Annotated in this window: 12 protein-coding genes and 1 tRNA gene; 6 read left to right on the top strand and 7 right to left on the bottom strand. The window is 67.8% G+C overall.

Annotation, left to right across the window (positions count from 1 at the left end; genetic code table 11):
- Window positions 1-119 precede the first annotated feature (119 nt).
- Entirely contained in the window at window positions 120-659 is a 540-nt protein-coding gene (locus L1088_RS12115) for a Uma2 family endonuclease (RefSeq protein WP_234555304.1), read from the top strand.
- Window positions 656-1,705 carry a dual-specificity RNA methyltransferase RlmN gene (rlmN, locus tag L1088_RS12110; RefSeq protein ID WP_234555303.1) on the top strand — a complete coding sequence of 350 codons (1,050 nt, stop codon included), beginning with the start codon at window positions 656-658 and terminating at the stop codon, window positions 1,703-1,705. The genes L1088_RS12115 and rlmN overlap by 4 nt, the downstream gene beginning before the upstream one ends.
- Here the strand turns inward: rlmN and L1088_RS12105 are convergent.
- Window positions 1,674-2,837, bottom strand: coding sequence for an acyl-CoA dehydrogenase family protein (locus tag L1088_RS12105; protein ID WP_234555302.1), 1,164 nt, complete (start codon window positions 2,835-2,837; stop codon window positions 1,674-1,676). The two genes, rlmN and L1088_RS12105, sit on opposite strands and share 32 nt — an antisense overlap.
- Window positions 2,838-2,913: 76 nt before the next feature.
- Between L1088_RS12105 and L1088_RS12100 the strand changes: the two genes are divergently transcribed.
- The gene (locus tag L1088_RS12100) at window positions 2,914-3,636 is read left to right on the top strand and encodes a Clp1/GlmU family protein (protein WP_234555300.1); all 723 of its coding nucleotides are present in this window, start codon (window positions 2,914-2,916) and stop codon (window positions 3,634-3,636) included.
- On the opposite strand, the gene leuS is transcribed toward L1088_RS12100, so the two are convergent.
- The 4 genes from leuS to proB all read right to left on the bottom strand — a co-directional run bounded on the left by leuS (window position 3,633) and on the right by proB (window position 9,525).
- Window positions 3,633-6,266, bottom strand: a complete 2,634-nt coding sequence (gene leuS, locus L1088_RS12095) for a leucine--tRNA ligase (protein ID WP_234555298.1) — start codon at window positions 6,264-6,266, stop codon at window positions 3,633-3,635. The two genes, L1088_RS12100 and leuS, sit on opposite strands and share 4 nt — an antisense overlap.
- A gap of 118 nt (window positions 6,267-6,384) precedes the next feature.
- Entirely contained in the window at window positions 6,385-7,170 is a 786-nt protein-coding gene (locus tag L1088_RS12090; RefSeq protein ID WP_038041025.1) for a YhjD/YihY/BrkB family envelope integrity protein, read from the bottom strand.
- 1 nt (window position 7,171) lies between these two features.
- A complete protein-coding gene (locus L1088_RS12085; protein ID WP_234555297.1) occupies window positions 7,172-8,425 on the bottom strand; it encodes a glutamate-5-semialdehyde dehydrogenase in 1,254 nt (417 codons plus the stop codon).
- Window positions 8,422-9,525 carry a glutamate 5-kinase gene (gene proB / locus L1088_RS12080; protein WP_234555296.1) on the bottom strand — a complete coding sequence of 368 codons (1,104 nt, stop codon included), beginning with the start codon at window positions 9,523-9,525 and terminating at the stop codon, window positions 8,422-8,424. The genes L1088_RS12085 and proB overlap by 4 nt, the downstream gene beginning before the upstream one ends.
- A 60-nt stretch (window positions 9,526-9,585) precedes the next feature.
- Between proB and L1088_RS12075 the strand changes: the two genes are divergently transcribed.
- Window positions 9,586-12,039: a PKD domain-containing protein gene (locus L1088_RS12075; protein ID WP_234555295.1), complete on the top strand. Its 2,454-nt coding sequence runs from the start codon at window positions 9,586-9,588 to the stop codon at window positions 12,037-12,039.
- Here the strand turns inward: L1088_RS12075 and L1088_RS12070 are convergent.
- Entirely contained in the window at window positions 12,007-12,216 is a 210-nt protein-coding gene (locus tag L1088_RS12070; RefSeq protein ID WP_234555294.1) for a DUF935 domain-containing protein, read from the bottom strand. The two genes, L1088_RS12075 and L1088_RS12070, sit on opposite strands and share 33 nt — an antisense overlap.
- A gap of 53 nt (window positions 12,217-12,269) precedes the next feature.
- Between L1088_RS12070 and L1088_RS12065 the strand changes: the two genes are divergently transcribed.
- A tRNA-Arg gene (locus L1088_RS12065) sits at window positions 12,270-12,346 on the top strand.
- Window positions 12,347-12,455: 109 nt separating this feature from the next.
- Window positions 12,456-13,019 (top strand): cob(I)yrinic acid a,c-diamide adenosyltransferase, encoded by a 564-nt coding sequence (locus tag L1088_RS12060; protein ID WP_234555293.1) that lies wholly within the window; start codon window positions 12,456-12,458, stop codon window positions 13,017-13,019.
- On the opposite strand, the gene L1088_RS12055 is transcribed toward L1088_RS12060, so the two are convergent.
- On the bottom strand, window positions 13,016-13,300 hold the full coding sequence (locus tag L1088_RS12055; protein ID WP_130840729.1) for a hypothetical protein: 285 nt from the start codon (window positions 13,298-13,300) through the stop codon (window positions 13,016-13,018). The two genes, L1088_RS12060 and L1088_RS12055, sit on opposite strands and share 4 nt — an antisense overlap.
- Between the last annotated feature and the right edge of the window lie 79 nt (window positions 13,301-13,379).

Genomic DNA, 13,379 nt, shown 5'->3' with positions numbered 1-13,379 from the left:
GGGACAAGGCCTCGCGTAGGGTCATGCCCCCTCTTTACCCCAAGGCCGCATATCGGTCAAGTCTGCCCCGAAATCCTACAGGAAGGTGGGAGGGGTGCGGAATGTGGGATAATGGAGCGATGACCGAGCGGGCCCTGCGTCCCCTAACGGAGGAGGAGTACCTGGCCCTGGAGAGGGAAAGCCCCCTGCGCCATGAGCTGGTGGGGGGCATTCCCTACGCCATGGCCGGGGCCAGCCTGGACCACAACCTCCTGGTGACCAACCTGGTGGCCCTCCTCAAGCCCCTGGCCCGGGCCAAGGGGTGCCGGGTCTACAGCGAAACCGTGAGGCTCAGGCTCGCAGAGGACACCTTCTACTACCCGGAGGTCATGGTGGTCTGCGGCCCCAAGGCCCATCCCCTCTACGAGACCGCCCCCTGTCTGGTGGTGGAGGTGCTCTCCCCGAGCACCGAGGCCCAGGACCGGCGGGAGAAGCTGGCCCGCTACCTGAGTCTCCCGAGCCTCGAGGGCTACCTCCTCCTGGAAAGCGAGGGGCGGGGCGGCACCCTGTACCGCAAGACGGCGGAGGGCTTCGTGGAAGAACCCCTGGAGGAAAGCTTCACCCTGCCCTGCCTGGGGGGAAGGCTCAGCCTCGCGGACCTCTACGAGGGCGTGGCATGAGGCCCATCTTGGAACTCCTACCCGAAGAACTCCCCGGCGAGGGCTTTCGCAAGGCCCAGATCGCCCACTGGCTCTATGCCCGGGGAGCCCTGGACTTCGCGGAGATGACCGACCTGCCCAAGGGCCTGAGGGAGGCCCTGAGCAAGGAATGGCGCATCTCCGAGTTCGCCCTGGTGGAGGCCTACCCCAGCCGCGACGGCAGCGTCAAGTACCTCTTCACCCTCCTGGACGGCAAGAAGACCGAGGCGGTCTACATGCCCTACCCTAACCGCAAAACCGTCTGCCTCTCCAGCATGGTGGGCTGCCCCGCAGGGTGCACCTTCTGCGCCACCGGAGCCTTGGGCTTTGGCCGCAACCTCACCGCGGCGGAGATCCTCGCCCAGATCCTGGCCATCGCCCACCACCAGGGCCTCTCCCCCAGGGAGATCCGCAACGTGGTCCTCATGGGCATGGGGGAACCCCTTTTGAACCTCCCGAACGTCCTCAAGGCGGTGCGGGTCATGCTCCACAAGAAGGCCCTCGCCATGAGCCCGAGGCGCATCACCCTCTCCACGGTGGGCATCCCTAAGGGGATCTACCGCCTGGCGGAGGAGGACCTGGGGGTGCGGCTCGCCCTCTCCCTCCACGCCCCCGACGACGAAACCCGCAAAAAGATCATCCCCACCGCCCAGCGCTACCCCGTGGCGGAGATCCTCGAGGCGGTGCGCCACTACTACGCCAAGACCAAGCGGCGGGTCACCTTTGAGTACACCCTCCTCAAGGGCCTGAACGACCACCCCTGGCAGGCCAGGCTTTTGGCCAAGCTCCTCAAGGGCCTAAGCGCCCACGTGAACCTCATCCCCTTCAACCCCTGGGAAGGCGCCCCGGTGGTGGGCACCCCCAAGGCGGGCATCCTGGCCTTTGCCGAGGAGCTGAAGCGCCTGGGGGTGCCCACCTCCATTCGCTGGAGCCGAGGGCGGGACGTGGGGGCGGCCTGCGGCCAGCTGGCCCTCAAGACCCCCACCTCCCTCACCTTCACACCGCTTCTAGAAGACGCCGAGCGATGATGAGCTTCAAAATCTCGCTCGTCCCCTCCCCGATGCGGGTGAGGCGGGCGTCCCGCCAGTAGCGTTCCACCGGGTAGTCCTTGATGTAGCCGTACCCCCCCAGGACCTGGATGGCCTCGTCGCAGGCCCTCACCGCCGCCTCGCTGGCGAAGAGCTTGGCCTGGGCGGCCTCGAGGGTGTGGGGCCTGCCCGCGTCCTTGAGCTCCGCCGCCTTGAGGTAGAGGAGCCTCGCCGCCTCCAACTCCGTGGCCGCCTCCGCCAGCTTGAAGGAAACCCCCTGGTACTCGGCGATGGGCCTGCCAAAGGCCTCCCGCTCCTTGGCGTAGCGCAGGGCGAAGTCCAAGGCCGCCCGTCCCAGGCCCACGGCCATGGCGGCGATGCCGATCCGGCCCCCATCCAGCACCCGCAATACGTCGTAAAAGCCCTTACCCCGCTCCCCCAGAAGGCCCTCCTCGGGCACGAAGAGGTCCTCGAGGACCAGCTGGGCGGTGTCGGAGGCATTTAGGCCCAGCTTCTCCTCCTTGCGGCCCACCCTCAGCCCCCGCTCGGGGCGGAAGAAGGCGAAGGCGGAGAGGCCCAGGTGCTTCCGCTCGGGGCTTGGGGCAGGGTCGGTGCGGGCCACGATCACGTAGACCCCGGCCACGCTCCCCTGGGTGATGAACTGCTTGGTGCCATTGAGCACATATCCCCCGGACACCGGCTCGGCCCGGGTTTTAAGGGCGGCGGCGTCCGAGCCCGACCCCGGCTCCGTGAGCCCCCAGGCCCCCAAAACCTCCCCCGAGGCCAGCTTGGGCAGGAAGGCCTCCTTCTGCCTTTCGTTCCCCGCCAGGAGGATGTGCCCCGTGGCCAAGGAGTTGTGGCTGGCTACGGTGAGGGCCAGAGCGCCGTCATAATAGGCCACCTCCTCCACCATGCGGGCAAAAAGCCGACTGGTTAGCCCCGCCCCCCCGTAGGCCTCGGGCACCGTGGCCCCGAAGACGCCGAACTGGGCCAGCTTCCGCACCAGGTCCCAGGGGAAGGCCCCGGTGCGGTCCCGCTCCGCCGCCCCTGGGGCCACCTCCGCCTTCAGGAACTCCCGGAAAGGCCCCAGCACCGCCCGCTCCTCGCCGCTTTCCTCAAACCAGAGGCTCATGGTGGGGTAAGTATAACACTTTTCTGCTCATAGGAAAAAAGGCGTCAGACTACAGGGCCGTGGTAGAGTCAGGGACGTGCTCCTCCTGGTGGGCCCCACGGACGTGGGCAAGTCCACCCTGGCCCAAAGGCTCCTGGAGAAGGCCGGGAAGGCCTACCTCTTGGACCTGGACCCAGGGCAGGGCTCCCTGCCTGGGGCCTTTACCCTCTTTCGCTACCGGGAAGGAAGCCTCACTCCCCTCCGCCGCTACCTTCTGGGAAGCCTTTCCCCGGCAGGCCTCGAGGCCCGGGCGGTGGTGGGGGCCTTGCGCCTGGCCCGCCTCATCCCCCCGGGAAGCCCCGCGGTGGCCGACACCGACGGCCTCCTCCACCCCGGGTTCCGCCTTCTCCAGGCGGAGGCCCTCATGCCCGCGGAGGTCCTGGTCCTGGGGGCGGAAGGGCTCTACCAGGCCTTGGCCTGGCGCAAGGACCTGAGGGTTCGCCTGGCCCCGCCCCTCCCCGGGGCCCGGAGGAAAACCCCGACGGAAAGAAAGCAAAACCGCCTAAAGCGGCTTCTCGCCCACTTCCAGGAGGCCAGGCCCCGGGCCCTGCCCCTGGAGGGCCAGGGGGAGGCCGGCAGGCTCTACGGCCTTTTGGACGGGGAGGGCTTCCTCCTAGGCTACGGGAGGCTTCTCGCCTGGCAAGCGGGGGAGGGCCTCTTCCTCACCCCCGCCTTGGGGGAGGTGGCCAAGGTGGTGCCCACCCGCCTCCTTTCCCCCTTCGCCCCGGCTGCCCTCCCCGGCGCCGGGGAGGCTCCTTAGCGCACCACCAGGTTCAGGATCCTTCCAGGCACGTAGATCTCCTTCACGATCTCCTTGCCCTCCAGGTGGGTCTGGACGTTCCGCACCTTCCTGGCCTCCGCCAGGGCCACCTCCAGGGGGGCGTCCTTGGGGATCTGGATGGTCCCCCGCACCCGGCCGTTCACCTGCACCGCCACCTCCACCACGTCCCGCTCCAGGGCCTTCTCGTCCAGCTCAGGCCAGCCCGCTTCAAAAAGGCTATCCGGCCAGAACCAGTGCCAAAGCTCCTCGGCCAGATGGGGGGCAAAGGGGAAGAGCATCTGCAGGTAGTAGCGGATGGCGGTGCGGTACACCGGGGTCACCGGGCGCTCCTTGCGGTACTCGTAGAGGGCGTTCAGGAACTCCATGAGGGCGGCGATGGCGGTGTTGAAGCGCAAATGCTCGAGGTCCTCCGTCACCTTCTTCAAGGTGGCGTGGAGCCTCCGGTAAAGCTCCCGGTCCGCCCCCTCCAGGGCCTCCGCCTGGAACTTCCCGCTTGTGGCCAGCAGGGCCTCCTTGTCCTCGGCCGCCCGGCGCCAGATGCGGTTCAGGAAGCGCCAAGCCCCCTGCACCCCCTCCTCCGTCCAGACCATCTCGTTCTCCGGGGGTGCGGCGAAGAGGATGGTGATGCGGGCGATGTCCGCCCCCTCCTCCTTCACGAAGGGGCCCACCATGACCCCGTTGCCCTTGGACTTGCTCATCACCGCGGGCTTCCAGAGGTGCAGGGTACCGTCCTCGTGGGGCCTGAGCTCCGCCCCCATCTTCCGCACCTCCTCCAGGGAAAGCTCCCTCTCGGGGATTTCCAGGCGGATGCGGGTGGGCTCGGGGAGGCGCACCCTCTCCCCTTCCACCTCCACGGGGCCGAAGTCCGTCCAGGCCAGGACCATGCCCTGGGTGAAGAGGCCCGTAAAAGGCTCCTCCACTTTCACCATCCCCAGGTCGTGGAGGAACTTGGTGAAGAAGCGGCTGTAGAGGAGGTGCAGCACCGCGTGCTCCACACCGCCGATGTACTGGTCCACCGGCATCCAGAAGTTGGCTTTCTCAGAGTCAAAGGGGAGCTTCTCGTTTTTGGGGTCGGCGTAGCGCAGGTAGTACCAGCTGGAGTCAAAGAAGGTGTCCATGGTGTCGGTGTCCCGCCGGGCGGGGCCGCCGCACCTGGGGCAGGTGGTCTCGTAGAACTCGGGGTGGGCCTCCAAGGGGCTTTTCCCCTTGGGGCGGATGTCCTCCACGTCCTTGAGGTCAGGGAGGAGGACGGGAAGCTCCTCCTCGGGCACGGGCACCACCCCGCAGGTGGGGCAGTGGACCATGGGGATGGGGGTGCCCCAGTAGCGCTGGCGGCTGATGAGCCAGTCCCGGAGGCGGTAGGTGACCCTGGCCCTCCCCAGGCCCTTCTCCTCCAGCCAGGCGATGACCTTCTTCTTGCCTTCCTCGCTGGGGGTGCCGTCAAAGGGCCCGGAGTTCACCATGACCCCAGGCTCCTCGTAGGCGGCCTCGAGGGGCTCGGGCAGGGGCTTACCCGGGCGCTCGATCACCTTGCGGATGGGCAGGCCGAACTTCTTGGCGAACTCAAAGTCCCTCCCGTCGTGCCCAGGCACGGCCATGATGGCCCCGGTGCCGTAGCCGTAAAGCACGTAATCCGCGGTCCAGATGGGGATCCGCTCCCCGGTGGCGGGGTTTATGGCGTAGGCCCCCAGGAAGACCCCGGTCTTCTCCCGCCCTTCCGCCTGGCGCTCGATCTCCGTTTTGCGCCGGGCGGCCTCCACGTAGGCCTCCACCTCGGCCCGCCTCTCCGGGGAAGCCAGCTTGAGGGTCAAGGGGTGCTCCGGGGCCAGAACCAGGAAGGTGGCCCCGAAAAGGGTGTCGGGCCGGGTGGTGAAAACGGGGATCCTTTCCTCGGAGCCCTCCACGGGGAAGTGGATCTCCGCCCCCTCGGAGCGGCCGATCCAGGCCCTTTGCATGGCCTTCACCTTCTCCGGCCAGTCCAGGCCCTCGAGGTCCTCCAGGAGCCTATCGGCATAAGCGGTGATGCGCAGGTACCATTGCTCCAGCTCCCGCTTCTCCACCGGGGTGTCCTCGTGGCGCCAACAGCGGCCCTCCACCACCTGCTCGTTGGCCAAAACGGTCTGGCACTTGGGGCACCAGTTCACCAGCCCCCCCGCCCGGTAGGCCAGGCCCTTTTCCCACATTTTTATGAAAATCCACTGGTTCCAGCGGTAGTAGTCGGGCTCGCAGGTGGTCACCTCCCGGTCCCAGTCGTAGAGGATGCCCATGAGCTCGAGGCTCTCCTTGGCCTGGCGGATGTTTTGGTAGGTCCAGTCCCGGGGGTGGAGGCCGAACTTAAGGGCGGCGTTCTCCGCGGGCAGGCCGAAGGCGTCCCAGCCCATGGGGTGGAGGACCTCATAGCCCTGTACCCGGCGGAAGCGGGCCAGGACGTCCCCCATGGTGTAGTTCTTCAGGTGGCCCATGTGCAGGTCCCCAGAGGGGTAGGGGAACATGACCAACACGTACTGCTTGCCCCGCTTCCCGGGCGCCTCCTTGGCCTTCATGAAGCCCTTTTCCTTCCAGAAGCGCTGCCACTTGGGCTCTATGGCGTGGGGGTTGTACTTCTCCATCTCCTCCTCCCTCAAAAAAACCCTTCCCCAAGGGGAAGGGAAGGCCAGGCCCCTTCCCGCCCTAGGGGGTTAGCCTGGCCCGGCGCATAGGACCATCATACTCCCCCGCCAAAATCCCTTAGGCCTCTTCCAGCGCCCGGGCGAGGAGGGCCCCCAGGAGGAAGACCCAGAGGACCAGGTAAAGCCCGATGAGGGCCAGGACGAAGCCCGCCAAGGGGCCGTAGAGGAGCTCGTACTGGGAGCGGGGGAGGAGCCGGGGAAGGCCCAGCCGCACCGCCTCGAAGAGGAGGGTGGCGGCCCCTGCCCCCACGCTCAAAGGGAGAAGCTCGCGGAAGCCCCTAAGCCCCCGGAAGAAGGCGTAGGTGAAGAGGAAGAGGGAGAAGGCGGCCACCAGGGGAAAAAGGGCCTGGAAGGGCCCCCAAACCCCCCGCCACTCCGGGGGCAGGAAGCGGAGGAGGAAGCCCACGGCCAGGCCGAAGAGGGCGAGGAGGATGAGGCCCAGGCCCAGCAAGAAGGGCATGACCAGGCCCAAAAGCCGGTGGCGAAGCCCCGGGGGGCTGCCGAAGATAAGCCCCAGGGCGTAGCTCAGGGCGGCAAAGAAGTTGCTCCCCGACCAGAGCAGGAGAAGCCCGCTGGCCAGGGTCAGGGGGAAGGCGCTCCGGGTGAGGAAACCCAGAAGGTCTTGGGCCAGCTCGGGCCTGGCAGGAAAAAGGCTTTGCGCCAAGGTCGCCACCCCCTCCAGGAACTCCGCCCGCAAGGAGGGGCTTCCCGAGAGGAGGAGGCCGAAGACCCCCACCAGGAGGAAGAGGAGGGGCATGAGGGAAAGGAGGGCGTAGTAGGCCAGGGCGGCGGCGAAGAAGGGGACGTGAGCCTCCTGGTAGAGGGCGAGGAGCCTTCGCAGCACCCTACTCCCGCTCCTGCCCCTCCCCCAAGGCCACCCACTTGGTGGTGGTGAGCTCCAGGGGCCCCATGGGGCCGTAGGCGTGGAGCTTGGAGGTGCTGATGCCGATCTCCGCCCCCAAGCCCAGCTGGAAGCCGTCGTTGAAGCGGGTGGAGGCGTTCCAGAGGACGAGGCTCGCGTCCACCTCTTCCAAAAAGCGCCAGGCGGCCCTGGGGTCTTCCGTGCAGATGGCCTCCGTGTGGCGGGAGCCGAAGCGGGCGATGTGGGCCAGGGCCTCCTCCAGCCCCGAGACCACCTTCACCCTGAGGATCAGGTCCAAGTACTCCCGGTCCCACTCCTCCTCGGAGGCGGGGACGGCCTCCTTTAGGAGGGGAAGGGCTCGGGGGCAGGCCCTGAGCTCCACCCCCCGCTCCCGCATGGCCTTCTCCAGCAGGGGAAGGAAGGCTTCGGCCACCCCCTCGTGGACCAGGACGGCCTCGAGGGCGTTGCACACCGCAGGCCGCTGGGTCTTGCCGTTCAGGGCCAGGCGGAGGGCCATGGAAAGATCCGCCCGCTCGTCCACGTAGAGGTGGTTCACCCCCTTGGCGTGGGCCAAAACCGGCACCCGGGCCTCCCGTTGCACCAGGCGGATGAGCTCCTCGCCCCCCCGGGGGATGAGGAGGTCCAGAAGCTCTAAGCGGCACAGGGCCAGGATGGCCTCCCGGTCCGTGGTGGGCACCAGGCTGACCGCCTCCTTGGGCAGGCCCGCCGCCTCCAGGGCCTCGTGCCAGAGGGCCACCAGGGCCCGGTTGGAGCGGAAGGCTTCCTTGCCCCCCCTGAGGAGCATGGCGTTCCCCGCCTTCAGGGCCACGGAGACCGCCTCCACCGTGGCCCCGGGGCGGGCCTCGTAGACGAAGCCGATGAGGCCCAAGGGCACCCGCATCCGGCCCACCCGGAGGCCGTTGGGCCTCTTGCTAAGCCCTTCGATCCGCCCCAAGGGGTCCGGCAAGGCGGCGATCTGGCGGAGGCCCTCGGTGAGGGCCATTAGGTCCTTTTCCCGCAGGGCGAGCCGGTCCAGCTTGGCCCTGGGGAGCCCAGCGGCCTCCGCCTCCTTTAGGTCTTCCCTGTTTGCCTCCAGCACCTCCTGCCAGCGCGCCTGCAAAAGCTGGGCCATGGCCAGGAGGGCCGCATCCCGGTTCCCCTTGGCGAGGGCGGGGAGCCTGGCCCGGGCCGCCTCCGCCATGCCCCTAAGGGTGGCCTCAAGATCCTCAACCCTCATGCTTCCTCCTTCAGGACCAGGTGGTCCCGGTGGACCACCTCCTCGGTGTAGCGGTAGCCCAAAAGGGCCTCGATCTCGGCGCTTTTGTGCCCCCGGATGCGCTCGATCTCCTCGGCGGCGTAGTTGGCGAGGCCCACCCCCACCTCCTCCCCTGCCTCGGTGAGAAGGCGCACCGCCTCTCCCCGGCCGAACCGCCCCCGCACCGCCTTCACCCCCGCAGGCAGGAGGCTTGCCCCCCGCTCCTTCAGGGCCCGCACCGCCCCGGCGTCCAGAACGAGCTCCCCCTTGGGCTTAAGAAGACCATAGAGCCAAGCCCTCTGCCCCCGGTACCGCCTACGGGCATGGAAGTACGTACCCAAGGGAGCTCCCGCCAGCGCCTCGAGGATCACCCCGGGCCTTCTTCCCGGGAGAAGGAGGGTAGGTATCCCCACCCTTCCGGCAATGCGGGCGGCAAGGAGCTTGGAGCGCATACCCCCGCTTCCCAGGGGATTCCCCTCCCCGGCATGGGCCAGCACAGCCTCCACCCGCTCCACCTCCGGGATGGGGCGGGCGCTGGGGTTTTTCTTCGGGTCATCCTCATAGAGGGCGTCCACGTCGGAAAGGAGCACCAAGAGCCCCGCCTCCACCAAGGCCGCCACCCGGGCGGAGAGCTGGTCGTTGTCCCCGAAGCGGATCTCCTGGAAGGCCACGGTGTCGTTCTCGTTGATGATGGGGAGGGCCTCGAGGCGCAAAAGGGCCTGAAGGGTGGCCTTGGCATTCAGGTAGCGCTCCCGGGAGGCCAGGTCCTCGGCGGTGAGGAGGACCTGGGCCACGGGGATGGGGGCAAAGGCCTCCCGCCAGGCGGCCATGAGGAGGGGCTGGCCGATGGCCGCCAGGGCCTGCTTCAGGGGCATGTCCTGGGGCCGGGGAAGGCCGGTGGCCGCCATCCCCGCCGCCACCGCCCCCGAGGACACCAGCACCACCTCCCGCCCCTCTTCCCGCAGGGCCAGCACCTGGCGGGCGATCTCCCGCATGGCGGGAAAGTCCAGGCCGGAAGGCCCCGCCAAGACCGCGCTCCCCACCTTCAGGACCAGCCTCCTCGCCGCAAGCCCAGGCCGCATTAAGGCCCAGGATAGCACCTCTCATCCATACCCCCTGGGGGACCTGCTAGGGTAGCAAGGATGGCCCGGATAGCGAGCCTCCTCGCTTTGGCCCTGGTCTTGCTGGCTTCCTGCGAATGGACCGCCCTCAATCGGCCGCCACGGCTTTTGGCGTTCCAGGCAAACCCCCTCGAGGGGGAGGCCCCCCTCACCGTGCGCTTCACCTGGCAGGCGGAAGACCCCGACGGCGACCCCCTGACCTGCATGCTGGAGTTGGGAGATGGCACCGAGAGGACCTTCGCCCCGTGCGGAAGCGGCACCATCCACACCTACAGCAGCCCGGGGAACTACCCGGCGCGGCTCCAGGTGCAAGACCCCAAAGGGGCCACCACGCAACCCCAAAACCCCGTCGTGGTCCGGGTACGCCCCGGCGGGAGTTTTACGCTCTCCCTCAACCCCACAAGCCTCAGCGTGGAGCAGGGGAGCTTTGGTACCACCACCCTCACCCTCACCCCACAAAACGGCTTTATAGGGACCGTGAGCCTCTCCCTGGTGGGCGCCCCCAGCGGGGTGAACCTCTCCCCAGCAAGCCTTTCGGTAAGCGGTAGCGCCCCCGTGACGCAGGCCCTCAACCTGAGCGTGGGGAGTAGCGTCCCTCCAAGCACCTATCCCCTGAAAGTCCGGGCGACGGGAGGGGGGATAAGCCGGGAGGCAGACCTCACCCTAACGGTCGCCCAGCCCTCTGGTGAGGACTTCAGCCTGACCCTCGAGGGCTCTTCCCTCTCCGTAGCCCAGGGAGGGACCGCCTACGTGCGCCTGGTGGTGAGCGGCACCTACACCGGCCAGGTAACCCTTTCCCTGGTGGACGCCAGCAAAAACCCCTTCAGCGGGGTAAGCCTGAGCCCCACCAGCACCCCGGTCCCCTCGGCCCCCATGCTGGAGCTCACCGCCTCTCCCACCCTCGCTCCCGGCACCTACAGCCTCTTCGTGCGGGGCCAAGGGGGGAGCCTGGTGCGGGAAGCTCCCCTCACCCTCACGGTAACCGCCCCCTCCCTGCCCAACCTGCGCCTCGCCAAGGCCGAGTGGGGCCAGACGGTGCTCAAGGAAAACCTGCGCCTGGTGGCGGGTAAGCCCGCCCTCCTAAGGGTCCACCTCCTGGCGAGCCCCTCTCCCATAACCCTCAGCAACGCCCTTTCCGGAGCGGTGTACCTGAATAGCACCTTCCAGGGCAACCTCTCCTTCACCTGCCCCAATCCCATCCCCACCGCCACCGACCCGGGGAGCCTGGCCAGCACCTGCACCGCCACCCTGCCCGCGGAGTGGGTGGCCCCTGGGCTAAGGGTGGAGCTCCGCGCCGACCCCCAGGACCAGGTGGCGGAAAGCGACGAGGGCGATAACCTCCTCACCCTCACCCCCAGTGTGGGGGCAGGCACCACCCTCCACCTCACCGCGGTACCCGTGGTGCACCAGGGGCAGACCGCCACGGTGCCCAGCTTCAGCCAGACCCTCTGGCGCATCTGGCCCCTTAAGGAGGTGGCCTCCACCACCCGGGCGCCCTACACCTTCTCCGGCGCCCTGAGCGCCAGCGACGGGAACACCTGGGCCCAGCTCCTTCAAGAACTCCGCCTCCTGCGCCAGCAGGATGGGAGCGGGCGCTACTACTACGGCTTCGTGAAGGTGTCCTACACCTCGGGCATTGCGGGGATCGGCTACATCGGCTACCCCGTGGCCGCGGGCTGGGACTACCCCTCCTCCGCCCCGGCGGTGATGGCCCACGAGCTGGGGCACAACTTCGGGCGGGAGCACGCCCCCTGCGGCGTATCGGGCGACCCCAACTATCCCTATGCGGGCGGCAAAATCGGCACCTGGGGCTACGACCTGGCCAACGGTTCCCTCAAGGACCCAAGCCAGCTTTACGACCTCATGAGCTACTGCAGCCCCCAGTGGATTTCCGACTACACCTACGAGGGGGCCCAAGCCTTCTTGGAAACCTATCCCCCCAAGCCCCTGGGCCTTCCCCAAGAAGGGCTTCTCTTCACGGGACGCATCCAGAACGGGGAGGTGGTCCTGAACCCGCCCTTGCGCCTTAAAGCTGCCCCCGAAGGCGAACCCTCCCCCTACCGCCTCCTGGCCGAGGCCCCGGGCCAGCCCACCCCCCTCGAGGTCCCCGTTTACACCCTCCTGGACTCGGAGGGCATCCTGCACTTCCAGGCCCTTCTGCCCGTGGGCACCTACGCCACGGTGGGGCTCTACCTGGGCGCAAACCTCCTGAAGGAGGTGGCTGCCCCCCTCGTCCCCCTGGCCGAGCCCCAGGTGAGCCTTGCCGAGGAAGGGGGGTTCCTGCGCGTGCGCGTCCAGGGCTACCCCTTCTTCTCCCTCTTCCACGTGGCCGAAGACGGCTCCCGCACCACCCTGGGCCTCTGGCACCGGGCGGGGGAGGTGGCCTTTGCCCTCGAGGGCCTTCCTCCTGGCGGCGAGTGGGAAGTCCAGGTCTCCGACGGGCTAGAGGTCCGCATCCTGCGGTTTGCCCGCTAGGAAGCGCCCCTCCAGGAAGGCCACCTTCCCCTCCCGCCTGAGCCGCACCAGAAGGGCGAAGAGGGTGGCCTTTTTGAGGCCCGGGTAAAGGGGTTGCAGGCGGGCGTGGAGCTCCTCCAGGGAAAGCGCCTCCTGAAGCAGGCTAAGGATGTGGCCTTCCAGACGCCGCTCCCGCACCTTGCCCATTATTGACAAGGGGGGCTTTCCCGTGCTACCTTGAGGGTCGGCTTGGGCCCGTAGCTCAGTTGGATAGAGCGGCTGACTACGGATCAGCAGGTCAGGGGTTCGAATCCTCTCGGGCCCGCCAAGTCCAGAAGGCAAAGCTTCCGGGGTTGGTGGCAACCCCGGAAGCGGCTTTTTACTGCCTTTGGGTCCCCAGAGTCTCCTTTCCCCGGCAAACTCCCTACAATGGGGCCATGAAGATCTACACCAAGACGGGGGACGCAGGGGAAACCGGCCTCTACGGGGCTGAGCGGGTGGTGAAGGCCCACCCCCGGGTGGAGGCCTACGGCACCGTGGACGAGGCCAACTCCGCCATCGGCCTGGCCCGAAGCCTCCTGCCCAAGGAGCACCTGGACCTCCATGACCTCTTGGAGCGCATCCAAAACGCCCTCTTTGACCTGGGGGCCGACCTGGCCACCCGTATGGGAAGCCCCTACGAGCGGAACATCGCCCGCATGGACGCCGAGGACGTGGAGGGCTTGGAGCGGGCCATTGACCGCTACATGGAGGAAAGCCCCCCTTTTAGGGGCTTCGTCCTGCCCGGGGGGCACCCGGCGGCGGCGGCCTTGCACCTGGCCCGCACCGTGGTGCGCCGGGCGGAGCGCAAGGTGGTGGCCTTAAGCCGGGAAGAGCCCGTGAACCTCGAGGCCATCCGCTACCTAAACCGCCTTTCCGACCTCCTCTTCGTCCTGGCCCGGGTGGTGAACGCCCGCCAAGGGGTGCGGGAAGAGGAATGGTTGGTGAAGAAACGCCGCTAGGGCCAGGGCTTGCCGTAGACCCGCACCTCGGCCCCAGGGAAGGCGGTTTCCAAGAGGTCCTTTAGAAAGAGCGCCGCCGAGGGCAGAAGCCCGCCACAAGGGCCTTCCATGTAGAGGAAGAGGTAGCGCGGCCTTCTGGGGGACTGGGAGAAGCCCAGGCACCCCTCGTACTCGGGGAAATACTCGTAGAAAAGCTCCAGGAGGTCCTGGACCAGGTCCCTGGCCTCGGGCAGGGCCTCGAGGGAGCTCTGCGGCTTGACCCAGAAGGTCATGGCCTTCATCAGGACCATTATGGCTGAGCTCTCCCTCTAAGTTCGGACATCCCTTGCCTCCTGGGGATGAGGGGGAACAGGAAATAGC

This window comes from Thermus caliditerrae (assembly GCF_021462525.1).
Taxonomy (GTDB): Bacteria; Deinococcota; Deinococci; order Deinococcales; family Thermaceae; genus Thermus; species Thermus caliditerrae.
Note: the sequence above shows the minus strand (reverse complement) of the source record. Positions and strands in the feature narration are given on the sequence as shown.